This window comes from Arthrobacter sp. EPSL27 (genome assembly GCF_001512305.1).
GTDB lineage: Bacteria > Actinomycetota > Actinomycetes > Actinomycetales > Micrococcaceae > Arthrobacter.
In genome coordinates, this window is record NZ_LNUT01000005.1 from 1489129 (window position 1) to 1506269 (window position 17141).

The following is a 17141-nucleotide window of genomic DNA, read 5'->3' on the forward strand; positions in this document are numbered from 1 at the left end:
CCCTTGGCGATCAATACAAGGGCAGGGACAGCGGCCAGCACAAGGGCCCACCGGCACGGAGGATTACACTCGGTCCAAGCCTGCCCACAACCTGAGGAGCTTCCATGCGCGCCACCATCATTCACGGCCCCGGCGACATCCGGGTCGAAGACCGCGACTACCCCGCCGTGCAGCTGCCCACCGACGCCGTCGTCAAGGTCACGGCGTCCTGCGTCTGCGGCTCGGACCTGTGGCCGTACCGCGGCGTGCGGCCCACGAAGGAACCGCGAGCGATCGGCCACGAATTCATCGGCACCGTGGAGAGCGTCGGCTCCGGGGTCACTGGCCTGGCGGCGGGCGACCTGGTGATCGCGCCGTTCGTGGTCAGCTGCGGGGCCTGCCCGCAGTGCCTCAATGGCGTCACCGTGGCCTGCGACCACCTGGCCGGCTGGGGCGGCAAGGACGACACCGGCCACGCGATCGACGGCGGCCAGGGCCAGGCGGTCCGCGTCCCGCTGGCCGATTCCACCCTGGTCAAGGTTCCCGGCGTCACGGCACCGGATGAGGTCCTCCGGAAGAGCCTGCTCACCCTGTCCGATGTGATGGCCACCGGCCACCACGCCGCCCTCGCCGCGAAGGCCGGCCCGGGCCGGACCGTTGTGGTGGTGGGCGACGGCGCCGTCGGGCTCTGCGGGGTCCTGGCCGCCAAGCGGCTCGGTGCGGAGCGGATCATCGCGATGTCCCGCCACGCGGACCGCCAGGCGATTGCCCGCGAATTCGGGGCCACCGACATCGTCGAAGAGCGCGGGGAGGACGGCGTGGCCAAGGTCCGCGAGCTGCTGGGCGGGGTGCTGGCCGATTCCGTCCTTGAGTGCGTGGGGACCCAGGAATCCATGGAGCAGGCACTGCACAGCACCCGCCCTGGCGGGGCGCTGGGCTTCGTCGGCGTCCCCACCGGCGGCAATGTAGTCCCGCTGCGCTACCTTTTCGACACGAACATCTCGATCGGCGGCGGCATGGCTCCGGCGCGGACCTACATCCCGGAACTGCTGGCCGACGTCCTCGCCGGCACCATCAATCCGGGCCGGGTTTTCGACGTCGTGATGCCGCTTGAGGACGCGGCCGAGGCCTACCGCGCCATGGACGAACGCCGCGCCATCAAGGTCCTGCTGACCCCCTGAGGGCAGGCCCGACGGCGGCGGGGCAGGTCAGGCGGCAAGCCTCTTGTACTGCCACGGCACCAGGTCTAGCGTGAAGCCCATCAGCATCCGCCGCCGTCGAGGAGCCGTCATGGCCAGGTTCGTGCAGATCATCGAATTCCAGACCAGCCGCATCGAGGACATCGAAGCGCTGGGCCGTCCGTCCAGGACCGAAGGAAGCACCGCTCCCACGTTCCGCCGGATCCTTGCCACCGCGGACCGCGACCGGCCCGGAACGTACCTGACCATCGTCGAGTTCGATTCCTACGACTCGGCCATGGAGAACTCCGCCCGGCCTGAGACCTCGGAGTTCGCGGCCAGGATGGCCGCCCTCTGCGACGGGCCGCCGGTGTTCCGGAACCTGGACGTGATGTGGGAGGACGACGGCGCTCCAGCGGACACCCCGTAGGACCGGGCCATGGACTCTGCAGACAGTGCCGCAGAACCACTGGTGCTGGACCTCCGCGGGACCGGCGCCGTACCCCTGCAGCTGGTGGGCGGCAAAGCCCTGAACCTCGGCAAGCTCGTGGCGGCCGGGCTGCCGGTGCCGCGCGGGTTCTGCCTGACAACCGTCGCCTACCAGCTGGCGGCACCGCCCGGCCTGGCTGACCTCGCGGCCGAGCTCGACTCGTTGGATTCCCGCGCGGCGGCGGACGCTGCGGCGCTGGGACCGATCGCCCGGCGGGCCCGGACCCTGATCGAGGAGGCACCGATCCCGCCAGGCGTGGATGCCGCGGTCCGGAAAACCTACCAGACCATGGGCGCCAACGTGCCGGTGGCGGTCCGGTCCTCGGCCACGGCGGAGGACCTGCCGTTCGCCAGTTTCGCGGGCCAGCAGGACTCCTACCTCGACGTCGTCGGCGCCGCCGCCGTGGTCGAGGCAGTCCGGCGCTGCTGGGCCTCGCTGTGGAGCGAGCGGGCGGTGGCGTACCGCTCCGGCAACGGCATCAGCAACCGCGACGTCGGCCTCGCCGTCGTCGTCCAGGCCATGGTCGACGCCGCCACGGCCGGGGTCTTGTTCACCGCGAACCCCGTCACCGGCACCCGGACGGAAACCGTCATCAACGCGAGCCAGGGCACCGGCCAGGCCGTGGTCTCCGGCGCCGTCAACCCGGACCAGTTCGTGCTGGACACCGCCACAGCCGTTGTGACGCAGAGGACGCCTGGCGGGACGGACGCCGGACGGGGTCCCAGCCTGGCCGACCCCCAGCTCCGGGAACTCACCGCACTGGGGGACGGCGTCCAGCACCTTTTCGGGGCACCGCAGGACATCGAATGGGCCATCGACGCCGGCGGAAAGATCTGGCTCACCCAGTCACGTCCCATCACCACGCTGTATCCGCTCCCCGAGCCCAGGGACGTCGCCGCCGGTACCGAGGCCGGCGCCCGGGTGTACATCTGCGGCACCCTGTTCCAGGGCCTCACCCGGCCGATCACACCGCTGGGGCTGACCGTCCTCGAGATGATGCGCAACAGCAAGGGACCCTGGAAGTACGCCAACCCGGGCCTGCGGATGTACGTGGACCTGACCGCCGTGGTCCGCAGCAAGTCCGGCCGCGCGTACCTGCTGCGGGTCCTCCCCCTGGCGGACGGCAGGTCCGGGGCCGTGATGCCGGCGCTCCTGGAGGACCCGAGATTCAGCGTTCTCGAGCACCCCGTCCGGGCATCGATCCGCAATGCCCTCCGGAAAGGCAGCGCCCCCACGCCGCCCCGCCGCAAGGGGAGCACCGAACAGACCGCCAGCCTCGGCCTCCTGGCGGGCCTCATCCCCGCGCTCATCCGTCCCGTGTTCCGGCCCGCCGCTGAGCTGCGCCGGGCCATGAACTACGGGACCCAGCTCGAGGCCAGCTTGGTCCTGGCCGAGCCGGCCAGCGCCGCCCGGCGGCTCGACCACACCGAGCAGATCCTGGGCCGGACCATCAACGGGCTGATCCAGGCCACCCTGCCGGGACCGTCCGCCGGCTACATCATGCTGGCCGTGGCCCGGCGGCTGCTGCGGGGCATTGTGCCGCCCCGCGAACTGGAAGCCGTGCTGCGCGGGCTCCCCCACAACGTCACCACCGACATGGACCTCGAACTTTGGCAGCTGTCCGTCGCCATCGGCGACGACCCGGTCTCGCGCGGGGAGTTCCTGGCAAAGCCGCCCGAGGAGTTGGCCGCAGCCTACCTCGCCGGCACGCTGCCGCCCCAGGCCCAGTCCGGCGTGCGCGGATTCCTGGCCCGCTACGGCCACCGCGCCGTCGCGGAAATCGACCTCGGCATGCCCCGCTGGTCCGAGGAACCCGACCATATTCTCGGCATGATCTCCAACTACCTCCGCGTCGAGGATCCGGAGCAGGCACCCGACCGGCAGTTCGCCCGGGCCGCTGAACATGCGGAAGAGCGGATCCGCAGCCTCGTGGAGCAGGCGCGGGTCCGGGGCCCGTGGCGCGCCCGGGCCCTGGAGCTGAGCCTGCGCCGCGTGCGGCAGCTGGCGGGACTGCGCGAACTGCCCAAGTTCTACATCGTGATGGTGCTTGGCGAAATGCACCGCCAGCTGCTGCGGGTCGGTGCCGACATGGCCGCGGCCGGCGTCATGGCGGCCGCCGACGACGTGTTCTTCCTCGACTTTGACGAGATCCGCGTCGGCCTGCGCGGCGCCGACCTGCACAACATCATCGCCGGCCGCCGCCGGCTGTATGCCAATGAACTGCGACGGCGGCGCATCCCCCGGCTGCTGCTGTCCGACGGCACCGACGTCGAGGCCGCCATGATGGCGAAGTCCCCGGCGGCCGGCGCCTTGGCCGGGACCCCGGCCTCGGCCGGCACCGCCACCGGAAGGGTACGGGTGATCCTCGACCCGGTGGGCGCACACCTGGAACCCGGGGAAATCCTCGTGGCCCCCTCGACGGACCCCGGCTGGACGCCGCTGTTCATGACGGCTGGCGCCCTCGTGATGGAGATGGGCGGTGTCATTTCCCACGGGGCCGTGGTGGCGCGCGAGTTCGGGATCCCCGCCGTTGTGGGCGTCCCTGACGCCACCATGCGGCTGCGCACCGGCCAGGTGGTCACGGTGGACGGTTCCGCGGGCACCATCGCCGCACAGCCGTAGCACAGGTGTGCCAGATAGAATGGACCCATGACCATCCTGGCCCGCCGGCCAGCGCATCACATGCCGCTTTTCCAGCGGCGGACACCACCGCCCGCCGGCTCCGGCGCGCTGTCCCGCAGGGCCAGGAGCCTCCTGCAGCGTGTTCCGGTATGGACCTGGCGGGTGCTGATGCACTCGGTGAAGGCCAGTGAGAACTCCCGCTTCAACGTCGACCCGATCGCCGGCGTCGACTACGTCCACGACATCGATTTCGTAGGTGACGGCATCCGGGCGCACCGCCTCGATGTCATCACCCCGCAGCGCCCCGCCGGGACCGACGGCGGATCCGCAGCGCTGCCGGTGTACGTGTACTTCCACGGCGGCGGCTGGACCTCCGGGGACAAGTCCTCGCTGACCAAGTACTGCGCCAGCCAGGCGGAGGGCGGCATGGTGGTGGTGAATGTGAACTACCGGAAGGCGCCCCGCTTCCAGATGGCCCACGTCCTGGCGGACGCCAACGCCGCGCTGGCCTGGGTCCGGCAGAACATAGCCGGCTACGGCGGCGACCCCACCCGGCTGGTGCTCGGCGGGGATTCCGCCGGCGGCCAGATCGCCGCCCTGCTCACCGCGGCCAGTTTCCAGCCGGACCTGGCGCGGCACCACGGCCTCACCCCGGCCATGCCCGCATCCCATGTCAAGGGACTGGTCCAGCACTGCAGTGTGGTGGACTTTTCCGTCTTCTTCGAAAAAGGGTTTGTGCTGAGCCTGAACTTCATCCGCATGCTGCTCCCGGGGCTTGGCTACGGCCGGCGCAGCCGGGGAGGCCCAAGCCGCGGCACGGACCCGCTGGAAGACCTCCGCACCGGGGCGGCCTTCCTCTCCCCGATCGAGTGGCTGGATTCCCGGTTCCCGCCCGTCTTTGTCACCACCTCCGAGCGGGACTTCTTCTACGCCGCCAACCTGAACTTCATTGCCCGCCTGCGCGCGCATTCCGTGCATGTGGACAGCCTGATCTACGACTGGGACAGCCCGAACACCGAACACACGTGGCAGCAGAACTTCCGCTACCCGGAATCGCAGGAAGTGTACCGGCGGCTGCACGCCTTTGTGCGGAAAGTGGCCTGAGGCTGCCAGCCCCAGCCCGGCGCCGCCGGAGCCGGGCTATGTTAAGTCCATGGTGTTTGCCGACAGCAACGCACACGACAACCCGGAACCTGTTGGGTTCGGATCCGCGCTGGTCGATGAAGCCGCCCGGCGGGACGCCGCCCTGGGCGACGTGGACTGGGCCGCGCTGCCCGACGGCGCCGTGCGGGGCACCTTCGATGCCCCCAGCGGAACCCTTGCCACGCTGTCCATGGGCACGCCGGGCAACCCCCGGGTCCTCCTGATCCCGGGGGCCACCGGTTCCAAGGAAGACTTTGTGCTGATGCTGCCCGAGCTCGCCGCCGCCGGATACTTCGTGCTGAGCTGCGACATCGCCGGGCAGTTCGAATCCGCCGCGGCCGGCCCGGAAAACCTCGTCCCGCCCCGCAAGCACTACGACTACGACTTGTTCACCAACGACCTCATTGCGATGCTCGACGCCGAGGACGGGCCGGTCCACGTCGTCGGGTATTCGTTCGCCGCGATCGTGGCCCAGCTCGCCTACCTCCGCCGGCCGGAGAAGTTCCGGAGCCTCACCCTGCTCAGCTGCCCGCCGGAGCCGGGCCAGGCCTTCCGCGGGGTTCAGCGCATCGGCCGGTTCAGCGGCTGGGCCGGCCCCCGGGTCGGGGCCGCGCTGATGATCTGGGGCATCCGCAGCAACGTGGTCCACGTCCCGCCCGGCCGGATCAGGTTTGTGAAATACCGGTTCCGGTTCACGCGCCGGAGTTCCGTGCGCGACATCTTCGGCCTGATGCAGCACGCACCGGATGCGAGGGCCGATCTGGCCGCGGCGTCGCTGCCCAAGTTCGTCGCCGTCGGCGAGCACGATCTCTGGCCGCTGGCCCTGCACCGCCGCTTCGCCCAGGCCATCGGCGCCCGGATCGCGGTGTACCGGGGCGGGCACAGCCCCAGCGAAACCTCCCCGCACCAGATGAGCCGGGACCTGATCGCGCTGTACGGCTCCCTCTAGCCGGCGTGGTCCCGCGCCCACTGCTGCCGCCGCCGGCGCCGGCGGAAAGGGTTCTCCCCGCGGAATTCGATCCGGAACGTCGTCCACGCCATGGACAGGCGGCGCCCGACGGCGGACCAGCTCGCCAGCGGCCGCGCGGACACCTGCACGCGCAGCGTGGGGTCGGCGATCACGGTCACCTCGGGCGGGATCTGGTACGAGATGTCGAGATCGTCGTGGACGGGCGGAACACCCCGGTGGACCGAGTCCCGGATCCGGTCCCAGACGCCGGAGCGCAGGGCGAAATTCGAGCCGAACAGCGGCGGATGCCCCAGCAGCCATCCCACCGCCCAGAAATACCCGGGAATGTAGGCCTTCGTGCCCAGCCACCGGGCGAAGCGGTTTTCGCCGTAGAAGTCGCCCGGGCCGGACACCGCGGACAGCGGACCCGCGTCCTCAAGGACGGCCACGATCCGTTCCAGCCAGTCGGGCGGCGGGACGGAGTCGGTGTCCAGCCGGGCGATCAGCTCGGAGCGGGCCTCATCGAACCCGCGGGCCGTCGAGGCGGCGATGCCCGGAAGGTCGGCGGCGATCCGGCGGACGCCCGCGGCGGCGCACACCTCGGCGGTGTTGTCCGTGCTGGCGTTGTCCACAACAACGATTTCGTCCGCAGGGCGGGTCTGGCCGGCGAGCGCGGCGAGGCAGACGGCGAGCATGCCGGCGTCGTTCCTGGTCGGGATCACCACCGAAATTGTTGTCATGGTGCCCCGACTATAGCCCCGGGACAGGACGAAATGCCCCCGCTGGACTCTTGCACCGCGGGCCCGCGCCCCGTAGGTTGGGCAACAGCGGACGAATGTCTCCGCAGCCGTTGGCCTCCGGGCCGCCGGAGATCAGCAGCATTTCAGAAGGATATGGCATGGCTACAGGCACAGTTAAATGGTTCAACGCCGAAAAGGGTTTTGGCTTCATTGCCCCGGATGACGGGTCGGCCGACGTTTTCGCCCACTACTCGGCAATCGCCACCAGCGGCTACCGCTCCCTGGACGAGAACCAGAAGGTCGAGTTCGACGTCACCCAGGGCCCGAAGGGCCCGCAGGCTGAGAACATCCGCCCGCTCTAAATACTCCGGACAGCAGCACCGGCCAGCCGGCCGCCATGCTTTCCCCAAGACCACAAACGCCTTTCCCGGGAAATTTCTCGGGAGGGGCGTTTGTCGTTGGTGCAGTGTCAAGAATTCGTCAAGATCCGGCCCGCCGGCATTAAGGATCCGTTAGTCCCTGCGCTTTGGTCCCAGCGGAGGACTTGACTGGATATAGCCCCGCAGACGGGGCGCAGACGAAAGGAACCTGCAATGGCCGATGTGGCTGTTATCGGAATTCTTGTGGCGGCCATGGGGTTCGTGATGTGGATCGGCCACGCCCTGGCCGGGATGGTCGGCAGCGCCGGGGACCGGACGGAGGGCGGAAGATGAGCGCCGACGCGGTCATGTGGCTCGCCCTGCTGATTGCCGGGCTGGGCCTCTTCGGCTACCTCCTGGCGGTCCTTATCCACCCCGAGAAGTGGTGAGGGAACCGTGACCTTCAACTACATGTCCTTTGTGGTCCAGGTGGCGGCACTTCTCGTCGTCCTGGCGGCCCTGCACAAGCCTTTCGGCATCTACCTGGCCCGGGTCTTCGAAGGAACCACATCCAGCCGGCCCGAGCGGCTGTTCTACCGGCTGGCCGGGATCGACGCCGGCACGGAACAGACCTGGTCCGTGTACCTGCGCAGCGTCCTGGCATTCTCGGCTGTCTCCATTCTGGCCGTTTTCGCCCTCCAACGGCTGCAGGGCATCCTGCCCGGCAGCGGTTCCCTGCCGGGGGTGGATCCGTGGGTGGCGATGAACACCGCCATCTCCTTTGTCACCAACACGAACTGGCAGGCCTACGTCCCGGAAACCACGGTCGGCATTTTTGTACAGATGTGCCTGCTCGCGGTACAGAACTTCCTCTCCGCCGCCGTCGGCATCGTCGTCGCCGTCGCCCTCATCCGCGGCATTGCCCGCACCGGGACGCAGCGGCTGGGCAACTTTTGGGTGGACCTGGCCCGGACATCATTCCGGATCCTGCTGCCGATCGCGTTCGTCGCGGCAGTGGTGTTGGTCCTGGGCGGGGTGGTGCAGAACTTCTGGGCCACCGGCGTCACCAACCAGGCGGCGGGAATCAGCCAGAGCATCCCCGGCGGGCCGGTCGCATCCCAGGAGGCCATCAAAGTGCTCGGGACCAACGGCGGCGGGTACTTCAATGCCAACTCCGCCCACCCGTTCGAGAACCCCAACGCCCTCATCAGCCTCTTCGAGGTGTTCCTGCTCCTGCTCATTCCCTCGGCTCTGCCCTACGCCTTCGGCAGGATGGTGGGCGACCAGAAGCAGGGCTACACAGTGGCCGCAGTGATGGGCACCCTGTGGCTGGCCTCCGTTTCGCTGATGGGCTGGGCCGTGGCATCCGGCCAGGGAACAGCGACGGCGGCGGCCGGCGGGCTGGGCGAGGGCTTTGAACAGCGCTTCGGACCGGTGCCCGGCGCGATCTTCGCCGCGTCCACCACCCTGACCTCCACCGGCGCGGTGAACACCGCCCACGATTCCCTGCCGCCGCTGGCCGGCGGCGTCGCCATGGTGAACATGATGCTCGGCGAGGTGGCCCCCGGCGGAACCGGTTCCGGACTCTATGGCCTGCTGATCCTGTCCATCATCTCCGTCTTCATCGCGGGCCTCATGGTCGGGCGCACCCCGGAATACCTGGGCAAAAAGATCGGCCCCACGGAAATGAAGCTCGCCGCCTTGTACATCCTGGTGACACCGGTCCTGGTGCTCGCGCTGGCCGGCATCACGGTCCTGCTGCCGGGCATCCTGGCCAATGCCCCGGCAACCGGGCCGCACCACTTCAGTGAAGTGCTCTACGCCTTCACCTCCGGGGCGAACAACAACGGCTCCGCGTTCGGCGGCATCACCACCTCGGGCCCGCTTCTCTCGGTCATGATGGGCCTGGCCATGCTGCTGGGCCGCTTCCTTCCGATTGCCCTGGTCCTAGCCCTCGCCGGCTCCCTCGCCCGGCAGGGACAGATTCCCGTCTCCGCCGGAACCGTCCCCACGCACGGCCCGCTGTTCTGCGGCCTGCTGCTGGGCGTGACAGTGATCCTGACCGCCCTGAGCTATTTCCCGGCCCTCGCCCTCGGCCCCCTCGCAGAAGGACTCCTGACATGACCCGGTCCAGTACGGACACCGCCGCCGCCACCTACGCCGACGGCAACCCCCTCGGCACCCCCGGCGAACACAAGCACCACACCAAGGCACCGGCCAAACTGACGCTCCGGTCCGTCGCCGCCGCGCTGCCGCTCGCGGTCCGGAAACTCTCCCCGCGGCAGATGATCCACTCCCCGGTCATGTTCACCGTGCTGGTGGGCGCCGCCCTGTGCACCGCGATCTCGGTGTACCGGCCCTCGGTGTTCGGCGCCGCCGTCACCGTCTGGCTCTGGCTCACCGTCCTCTTCGGCACCCTGTCCGAATCCATCGCCGAGGGCCGGGGCAAGGCCCAGGCCGACAGCCTCCGGGCCAGCCGCCAGGGTGTCCAGGCCCGGCTCCGGCAGGCTGACGGCACCGCCCGGGAGGTCCCCGGAACCGAGCTGCGGCAGGGCGACGTCGTTATCTGCGAAGCCGGCGACGTGATCCCCTCGGACGGCGAAATCATCGAGGGCCTGGCCAGTGTCGACGAATCAACCATCACCGGCGAGTCAGCCCCGGTAATCCGCGAATCAGGCGGGGACCGGTCCTCGGTGACCGGCGGCACCCGGGTCCTCTCGGACCGGATCGTCGTCCGCATCACGGCAGCGCCGGGACAAACGTTCATCGACCGGATGATCAAGCTGGTCGAAGGTGCCGTCCGGCAGAAGACCCCCAACGAAATCGCGCTCCACGTGCTGCTGGTGTCCCTGACCATCGTGTTCCTCGCCGTCACCATGTCCCTGGCCCCGTTCGCCGCGCTGGCCGGCGCCACCCCGTCCCCGATCGTGCTGGTGGCCCTGCTGGTCTGCCTGATCCCCACCACCATCGGCGCCCTGGTGCCGGCCATCGGCATCGCGGGCATGGACCGCCTGGTCCAGCACAACGTCCTGGCCACGTCCGGCCGCGCCGTCGAGACCGCAGGGGACATCACCACCCTTTTGCTGGACAAGACCGGCACCATCACCTACGGCAACCGCCGGGCCGTCAATTTCTTCCCCGCCGGCCAGGTGGAGGGGAGCCGGCTCATGGAAGCGGCCCGGATCTGCAGCCTGGCCGATGAAACCCCCGAGGGCCGGTCCATCGTGGACCTCGCCGCGGACAAGGGAATCACCGGGGCCGACCTGGCCACCCTCCAACGCAGCTCCGGCGATGTCACCGTGGTGCCCTTCAGCGCCAGCACGCGCATGAGCGGGCTTGACCTCGACGGGCAGCAGATCCGCAAAGGTGCCGCGTCCACGGTGTCGGCCTTCGTTGCCGACTACGGCGGCCATATCCCGGCGGACGTCGAGCACCGCGTGAACGAAATCTCAGCCCAGGGCGGCACGCCCCTGCTGGTCGCGCAGGTGGGCTCAGGCGGCACCGCGGAGGTCCTGGGCACCGTCCACCTGGCCGACGTCGTCAAACCGGGCATGCACGCCCGCTTCGCCGAGCTGCGGCAAATGGGCATCCGGACGGTGATGATCACCGGCGACAACCCCATCACCGCCAAGGCGATCGCCACGGAGGCCGGGGTCGATGACTTCCTGGCCGAAGCAACCCCCGAGGACAAACTCGCGGTCATCAAGAAGGAGCAGTCCGAGGGGCGTCTCGTGGCGATGACCGGGGACGGCACCAATGACGCCCCGGCACTGGCCGCGGCGGACGTGGGCGTCGCGATGAACTCAGGCACCCCGGCCGCGAAGGACGCCGCCAACATGGTGGATCTTGACTCCGACCCCACCAAACTCATCAATATCGTCGGCATCGGCAAGCAGCTGCTCATCACCCGGGGGGCGCTGACCACCTTTTCCGTAGCGAACGACGTCGCGAAGTACTTCGCGATCGTTCCGGCCCTGTTCACCGCGGCCTTCCCGGGCCTGGGGCTGCTGAACATCATGGGCCTGGCCACGCCCGCCTCGGCGATACTTTCCGCCGTGATCTTCAATGCCCTGATCATCATTGCCCTGGTCCCGCTGGCCCTGCGCGGCGTGAAATACCGGGCCGTGTCCGCCAACCGGGCCCTCGGCCGGAACCTGCTGGTCTACGGCCTCGGCGGGCTCGTGGCCCCCTTCATCGGCATCAAGATCATCGACCTGATCATCTCCCTCATTCCCGGAATCGGCTAGGAGCGCGCCCGCATGAACACCCTCACCGGTTACCTCCGCCAAGCAGGAACTGCCTTGCGCTTCCTGGCCCTTGCCAGCCTGGTCTTGGGGCTGGCCTACCCCCTGGCCGTCTTCGGCGTCGGACAGGTGGTGGCCCCCTTCCAGGCCAACGGCTCTATCATCAGGGACGCCTCCGGCGCCCCGGCGGCGTCCGCCCTGATTGCCCAGGCCAGCGCCGACGGCAACGGCGCCCGGGACCCGCGGTGGTTCCATGCCCGGCCGTCGGCCGTCATGTGGGACCCTGCGGCGTCCTCCGCCAGCAACCTCGGCCCCAACGAACCCAAACTTCTTGAGGCCGTCATCGCCAACCGGTCCGCCGTCGCCGCGGCGGAAGGAACCGCCGCGTCCGATGTCCCGGCCGACGCCGTCACGGCCAGCGGATCGGGGCTGGACCCGGACATCTCGCCGGAATACGCCAGGCTGCAGGTGGCCCGGGTGGCCGCAGCCCACGGCCTGGACACGGAGACCGTGGCGTCGCTGGTGGACCGCCACACGAGCAGCGGGCTGCTCGCTTTCCTGGGCCAGCCGTCCGTCAACGTGACCACGCTGAACCTGGCCGTCGCCGAGGCCGCGCACGCGTCGCAGCCGGCGCAATCCGAGTGAGAGAATGACGGCATGGCACGTGGAACGCTGCGGATTTTCCTAGGGGCCGCGCCCGGGGTCGGCAAGACCTACGAGATGCTCGAAGAGGCGCACCGGCTCGGCAAACGCGGCGAGGACGTCGTCGTCGCGCTTGCCATGGACCACGGACGCAGCGAGACGCGGGCCCTGCTGGAGGGCCTGGAAATCATCCCGCCGAAGCGCATGCCCTACCGGGGCACCGAATTTGAGGAAATGGACCTCGACGCCGTCCTCGCCCGGGCCCCCGGGACAGCGGTCGTGGACGAGTACGCCCACTCCAACATCCCCGGCAGCCGCAACCCGAAACGCTGGCAGGACGTCGACGAACTGCTCAACGCCGGAATCGACGTCCTGTCCACCGTCAATATCCAGCACCTGGCATCGCTGGGTGACGTGGTCAGCGCGATCACCGACGTCCACCAGGCAGAGACCGTACCCGACGACGTCGTCCGCCGGGCCGATCAGATCCACCTCGTCGACATCTCCCCCGAGCTGCTGCGGCAGCGCCTGGGCGATGGAAAAATCTATGCCCCCGAGAAGATCGACGCGGCGCTCTCGAACTACTTCCGCCTGGGCAACCTCACCGCCCTGCGCGAGCTGGCGCTGCTGTGGCTGGCCGACCGTGTGGATGAGGGCCTCGCCAAGTACCGGGCGGAGCAGGGCATCGAGGAAAGCTGGCCGGCCAGGGAACGGATCGTGGTGGGCCTGACCGGCGGGCCCGAAGGGGAGGTCCTGATCCGCCGCGGCGCCAGGATCCTCAACCGCGTCAGCGGCGGGGACCTGCTGGCGGTCCACGTCCGGGCCTCCGACGGGGTGGCCGACGAATCCCCCCAGGCGCTCGAGGCCCAACGCCACCTGGTCCAGGACCTGGGCGGCAGCTACCACATAGTGGCCGGTGAGGATCCGGCCGGGGCCCTCCTGGACTTCGCCCGCAGCGTCAACGCCACCCAGATCGTCGTCGGCATCTCGCGGCGCAAGAAGATCTCCGCACTCCTGGGAAACCTGCTCGGCGGGGGCGTCGGCACGCGGGTGGTCCGCGATTCCGGTGACATCGACGTCCACATGGTCTCCCACCCGCTCGGCGGCCACGGCACCCGGCCGTCCCGGCAACGCGACCTGGGCCGTGTCCGGGTGACGGTGGGATTCATTCTGGCCGTGCTGCTCCCGGCCGTCCTGCAGGCACTGCTGCTGGTCCTGAACCCTGAGCGCAACGTCGCCACGGTGATGCTGGTCCAGCTCAGCGGTTCCATCGGGGTGGCCCTGGTCGGCGGGCTGTGGCCGGCGATACTGGCCGCCCTCTGGAGCAGCCTGCTGGTCAATTACTTCTCCACCCCGCCGGTCGGAACCCTCACCATCAGCGACCCGCAGAACCTCCTCGCCCTGCTGGTGTTTGTGGGTGTTTCGGCGGCCGTCGCGGTGGTGGTCGACTTGTCGGCCCGGCGGTCCAAGGACGCCGCCCGGGCCCGCGCGGAAGCCACCACCCTCAGCGACCTGGCCAGGAGCGCATCCGGCGCCGACGATATGGTCCGGGCCCTCCTGGAGCAGGCCCTCGGTGTCTTCCAGGTCCGGGGGGCCGCCGTCTTCAGCCTCGCCGAGGCTCCGGGCGGCCGGGGTGCTCCCGGTACCGCCGGCGCCCCCGGGCCGGAGTGGCGACTGACTGCCGCGGCCGGGGAACTTTCCGCAGGCGAAACCGAACGGGGCGGCGCTGACGGGGAGAACATCGAGGAAATCGACCCCTCAACACGCCTCGTGCTGTTCGGCCGGATCCTGCCGGCGAGTGACCGGCGCCTCTTGGGGGCCTTCGGCGTCCATTTGGAAGCGCAGCTGGAACGCCAGCAGCTCGTGGCCAGCCGCCGCCAGATGCTGCGCCTCGCGGAAAGCAACACGATCCGCACGTCCATCCTCCGCGCCGTGTCCCACGACCTCCGCACCCCGCTGGCCGGCATCAAACTTGCCGTCGGAGCCCTGCGCCACGACGGTGCCCGGTACACCCAGGCTGAGCAACAGGAGCTGCTCGCCACGATCGAGGAGTGCTCCGACCGGCTGGACGCCCTGGTGGGCAACCTTCTGGACATGTCCCGCATCAGCGCCGAAGCCGCCCACCCCCTGCTCAGGCCGGTGCGCTGGTACGAGGTCATTCCGGATGCCCTGCGCGCCGTGCCGGAAGGACGGGTCCGGGTGGAGCTGCCCGCCAACATGCCGGAGGTCGACGCGGACCCCGGCATGCTTGAGCGCGTCATTGCCAACGTCGTCGAAAACGCGGTGAAGTACGCGCCGGATTCGGACATCGTACTGGTCGGCGCCGGGGGCGGTCTCAGCGCCGTCACCCTCGCGGGGCATCCGGCCGGGGAACTGCGCATCATCGATCACGGCCGGGGCATCCCGGCAGAGAGGGTCGTGGAAATGTTCCGGCCGTTCCAGCGCCTGGATGACGCAGCGCAGACCACCGGCATCGGCCTCGGACTGGCGGTGGCCAAGGGCTTTACCGATGCCATGGGCGGAAGCCTGACCGCCGAAGCAACACCGGGGGGCGGCCTGACCATGGTCATCCGGCTTCCGCTCTCCACCGGGGCGCCCTTCGAAGCGCGCCACCAGCAGGCCCCCCTGGAACCGCAGTCGGCCATCGACCGCCAGCGCCACACCCTGCCGCTCACTGCGTCCGGATCGGACGCCGGATGACCGCCGTCCTGGTGGTCGACGACGACCCGCACCTGCTCAGGGCCCTGCGGATCACCCTGCAGGCCCACGGCTACGATGTGACCACCGCAGCGGACGGCCATTCGGCGCTGCTGGCGGCCACCCAGCACCCGCTGGCACTTGTGATCCTGGACCTCGGGCTGCCGGACCTGGACGGCACCTCCGTGCTCCGGGAACTCCGCACCTGGAGCCGGGTGCCCGTCCTGGTGCTGTCCGCCCGGCACGGTTCCGAGGACAAAGTGGAGGCCCTGGACGCCGGAGCCGACGACTACATCACCAAGCCGTTCGGCCTGGACGAACTCCTGGCCCGGCTGCGGGCGCTGCTCCGCCGCAGCGCCGACCCCGGCCAGGAACCGGTGGTCACGACAGAGGCGTTCACCGTGGACCTGGAAAAGCACCGGGTCACGCGCGACGGCCAGGACATCAGGCTCACCCCGACCGAGTGGAAGATGCTGGAGGTGCTGGTCCGGAACCCGGAAAAACTCGTCACCCAGCAGCAGCTCCTGTCCGAGGTCTGGGGTCCGGCCTACGCGAAGGAGACCAACTACCTGCGCGTGTACATGGCCCAGCTCCGCCGCAAGCTGGAACCGGAGGCCGCCGCCCCGCGGCACCTGGTCACCGAGGCGGGCATCGGCTACCGGTTCGTGCCCTGACGGCGCGGTTTCAGCAGGCGTCCGCCTCGGCGTTCAAGTCGCGGCCCCGGGTTTCGGGGGCGAAGAACCCGGCAACCCAGCCGATGGCTGCGTAACTCATCAGGATTCCTGCCACCGGAATCCACCCCGGCCCCGTTGCGGCGACCACCGCGGCGGCCAGGATCGGTCCCAGTCCGCCGGAGAGGACGGCGCCCACCTCCTTGACCGTGGTCATGAACGAGAATCGGCGCTTGGAACCGAACATCTCTACGAGCCAGGTGGACTCCACCCCGTACATATTGGGGATCGGGCCGCCAATGTAGATAACGAACACCAGCGCCACCAAAAGGGGATTCCGCGTTTCGATCAGCAGCATGGCGGGAATGGTGAAGGCGAACTGGAATGCGGAGAGCCACAGCCACACGATCCGGCGGCCGAACTTGTCGGTGAGCTTGCCGGTCAGCAGGACTGTGATCATCCCCAGAATGGAGCCCAGGGTCACACCGGTGGTCACAAGGTTGGCGTCCATCTCGACCACCGAGACGGTCCAACCGATCAGGAAGCCCTTGACGAGGTACACCGAGCCGTTCTCCCCCAGCTTGATACCCAGAGACACCAGGAACGGCTTCTTGGCATCCGCGGCGTCACGCCACACGCTTTGCTGCCGGGCTTCCGCGCGGGCCGCGGCGCGGCGCTGCTTCACGACCTCGAAGACCGGAGATTCGTTCACGGTGCGCCGCAAGTACAACGCCACCAGGGTTGTGGCGACGCTGAGCAGGAAAGGGACCCGCCAGCCCCAGCTCATGAACTGTTCTTTCGGCAGCTGCGACATCAGCAACCACAGGGCGCTGGCCAGGAGCACCCCTGTCGCGGTCCCCAGCGCCACCACCGCGCCGTAGAAGCCCCGGCGTGCGCTGGGCGCCGACTCCACGAGCAGGAGTGAGGCGCCTGAAAGTTCGGCGCCGGCGCCGAAACCCTGAACAAGACGCAGCAGCACCAGCAGGATCGGGGCAGCGACGCCAATCTGGGCGTATGTGGGCAGCAGGCCCATCCCAAGGGTGGCGATCCCCATCATTCCCACAGTGATGACCAGAACGGACTTGCGGCCGTACTTGTCCCCCAGGTAACCGAAGTAGATTCCGCCGAGGGGCCGGACGAGGAATCCGGACCCGTAGGCGGCGAAACTGGCCAGCAGTGCCATCGCCGGGTCTGTGTTCGGAAAGAACAGCGGACCGAAGACCAGGGCGGCCGCCAGCGTGTAGAGCGTGAAGTCCATGTATTCCAACGCCGAGCCGAGCCAGGACGAGATCGAGGTCCGGCGCAGTTCCGCCGGCGACACCTCCGGATCGGCCGCGGTATTGCCTGTCCTGGGTTCTGCGTATTTCACATTCATGTTTTCAGTAACCACGGAGAATCTCCCTAACGGGGAGCCGGCAGGCCGGCTC

At 69.2% G+C, this 17141-nt stretch carries 14 protein-coding genes; 12 read left to right on the top strand and 2 right to left on the bottom strand.

The annotated features are described in order from the left end of the window. Window positions 1-104: 104 nt before the first annotated feature. The 5 genes from AR539_RS17850 to AR539_RS17870 all read left to right on the top strand — a co-directional run bounded on the left by AR539_RS17850 (window position 105) and on the right by AR539_RS17870 (window position 6361). Window positions 105-1160, top strand: coding sequence for a zinc-dependent alcohol dehydrogenase family protein (locus AR539_RS17850; protein WP_066439782.1), 1056 nt, complete (start codon window positions 105-107; stop codon window positions 1158-1160). 109 nt (window positions 1161-1269) lie between these two features. Beyond that, a complete protein-coding gene (locus AR539_RS17855) occupies window positions 1270-1587 on the top strand; it encodes a hypothetical protein (RefSeq protein ID WP_066439785.1) in 318 nt (105 codons plus the stop codon). A gap of 9 nt (window positions 1588-1596) precedes the next feature. Further along, on the top strand, window positions 1597-4269 hold the full coding sequence (locus tag AR539_RS17860) for a PEP/pyruvate-binding domain-containing protein (RefSeq protein ID WP_066439787.1): 2673 nt from the start codon (window positions 1597-1599) through the stop codon (window positions 4267-4269). 27 nt (window positions 4270-4296) lie between these two features. Next, the gene (locus AR539_RS17865; protein ID WP_231728652.1) at window positions 4297-5373 is read left to right on the top strand and encodes an alpha/beta hydrolase; all 1077 of its coding nucleotides are present in this window, start codon (window positions 4297-4299) and stop codon (window positions 5371-5373) included. Between the two features lie 49 nt (window positions 5374-5422). Continuing rightward, complete coding sequence (locus AR539_RS17870; RefSeq protein WP_082699437.1) at window positions 5423-6361, top strand: alpha/beta fold hydrolase; 939 nt, start codon at window positions 5423-5425, stop codon at window positions 6359-6361. On the opposite strand, the gene AR539_RS17875 is transcribed toward AR539_RS17870, so the two are convergent. Further along, a complete protein-coding gene (locus AR539_RS17875) occupies window positions 6358-7101 on the bottom strand; it encodes a glycosyltransferase family 2 protein (protein WP_231728653.1) in 744 nt (247 codons plus the stop codon). The genes AR539_RS17870 and AR539_RS17875 overlap by 4 nt on opposite strands. Before the next feature lie 158 nt (window positions 7102-7259). On the opposite strand from AR539_RS17875, the gene AR539_RS17880 reads away from it, so the two are divergent. The 7 genes from AR539_RS17880 to AR539_RS17905 all read left to right on the top strand — a co-directional run bounded on the left by AR539_RS17880 (window position 7260) and on the right by AR539_RS17905 (window position 15717). Then, on the top strand, window positions 7260-7463 hold the full coding sequence (locus tag AR539_RS17880) for a cold-shock protein (protein ID WP_009357211.1): 204 nt from the start codon (window positions 7260-7262) through the stop codon (window positions 7461-7463). Between the two features lie 347 nt (window positions 7464-7810). After that, a complete protein-coding gene (locus tag AR539_RS19175) occupies window positions 7811-7909 on the top strand; it encodes a potassium-transporting ATPase subunit F (protein ID WP_082699438.1) in 99 nt (32 codons plus the stop codon). A 22-nt stretch (window positions 7910-7931) separates the two neighbouring features. Next, the gene (gene kdpA, locus AR539_RS17885) at window positions 7932-9584 is read left to right on the top strand and encodes a potassium-transporting ATPase subunit KdpA (RefSeq protein WP_066440172.1); all 1653 of its coding nucleotides are present in this window, start codon (window positions 7932-7934) and stop codon (window positions 9582-9584) included. Next, window positions 9581-11707: a potassium-transporting ATPase subunit KdpB gene (gene kdpB, locus AR539_RS17890; RefSeq protein WP_066439788.1), complete on the top strand. Its 2127-nt coding sequence runs from the start codon at window positions 9581-9583 to the stop codon at window positions 11705-11707. The genes kdpA and kdpB overlap by 4 nt, the downstream gene beginning before the upstream one ends. 12 nt (window positions 11708-11719) lie before the next feature. Continuing rightward, window positions 11720-12349 carry a potassium-transporting ATPase subunit KdpC gene (kdpC, locus tag AR539_RS17895; protein WP_066439791.1) on the top strand — a complete coding sequence of 210 codons (630 nt, stop codon included), beginning with the start codon at window positions 11720-11722 and terminating at the stop codon, window positions 12347-12349. 12 nt (window positions 12350-12361) lie between these two features. Beyond that, window positions 12362-15046 carry a DUF4118 domain-containing protein gene (locus AR539_RS17900; RefSeq protein WP_066439794.1) on the top strand — a complete coding sequence of 895 codons (2685 nt, stop codon included), beginning with the start codon at window positions 12362-12364 and terminating at the stop codon, window positions 15044-15046. Continuing rightward, window positions 15043-15717 carry a response regulator gene (locus AR539_RS17905; RefSeq protein ID WP_066439797.1) on the top strand — a complete coding sequence of 225 codons (675 nt, stop codon included), beginning with the start codon at window positions 15043-15045 and terminating at the stop codon, window positions 15715-15717. Before AR539_RS17900 ends, AR539_RS17905 begins: the two co-directional genes overlap by 4 nt. A gap of 10 nt (window positions 15718-15727) precedes the next feature. Here AR539_RS17905 and AR539_RS17910 read toward each other — a convergent pair whose 3' ends face one another. Next, the gene (locus AR539_RS17910) at window positions 15728-17089 is read right to left on the bottom strand and encodes an MFS transporter (RefSeq protein WP_231728670.1); all 1362 of its coding nucleotides are present in this window, start codon (window positions 17087-17089) and stop codon (window positions 15728-15730) included. Between the last annotated feature and the right edge of the window lie 52 nt (window positions 17090-17141).

Excerpts from the sequence above, each read along its gene's own strand:
- AR539_RS17865 (WP_231728652.1), top strand. The coding sequence starts at position 4,297 with ATGACCATCCTGGCCCGCCGGCCAGCGCATCACATGCCGCTTTTCCAG.
- kdpC (WP_066439791.1), top strand. The coding sequence starts at position 11,720 with ATGAACACCCTCACCGGTTACCTCCGCCAAGCAGGAACTGCCTTGCGC.
- kdpB (WP_066439788.1), top strand. The coding sequence starts at position 9,581 with ATGACCCGGTCCAGTACGGACACCGCCGCCGCCACCTACGCCGACGGC.
- AR539_RS19175 (WP_082699438.1), top strand. The coding sequence starts at position 7,811 with ATGAGCGCCGACGCGGTCATGTGGCTCGCCCTGCTGATTGCCGGGCTG.
- AR539_RS17860 (WP_066439787.1), top strand. The coding sequence starts at position 1,597 with ATGGACTCTGCAGACAGTGCCGCAGAACCACTGGTGCTGGACCTCCGC.
- AR539_RS17905 (WP_066439797.1), top strand. The coding sequence starts at position 15,043 with ATGACCGCCGTCCTGGTGGTCGACGACGACCCGCACCTGCTCAGGGCC.
- AR539_RS17910 (WP_231728670.1), bottom strand. The coding sequence starts at position 17,089 with ATGAATGTGAAATACGCAGAACCCAGGACAGGCAATACCGCGGCCGAT.
- AR539_RS17870 (WP_082699437.1), top strand. The coding sequence starts at position 5,423 with ATGGTGTTTGCCGACAGCAACGCACACGACAACCCGGAACCTGTTGGG.
- AR539_RS17875 (WP_231728653.1), bottom strand. The coding sequence starts at position 7,101 with ATGACAACAATTTCGGTGGTGATCCCGACCAGGAACGACGCCGGCATG.
- AR539_RS17850 (WP_066439782.1), top strand. The coding sequence starts at position 105 with ATGCGCGCCACCATCATTCACGGCCCCGGCGACATCCGGGTCGAAGAC.
- AR539_RS17900 (WP_066439794.1), top strand. The coding sequence starts at position 12,362 with ATGGCACGTGGAACGCTGCGGATTTTCCTAGGGGCCGCGCCCGGGGTC.
- AR539_RS17880 (WP_009357211.1), top strand. The coding sequence starts at position 7,260 with ATGGCTACAGGCACAGTTAAATGGTTCAACGCCGAAAAGGGTTTTGGC.
- kdpA (WP_066440172.1), top strand. The coding sequence starts at position 7,932 with ATGTCCTTTGTGGTCCAGGTGGCGGCACTTCTCGTCGTCCTGGCGGCC.
- AR539_RS17855 (WP_066439785.1), top strand. The coding sequence starts at position 1,270 with ATGGCCAGGTTCGTGCAGATCATCGAATTCCAGACCAGCCGCATCGAG.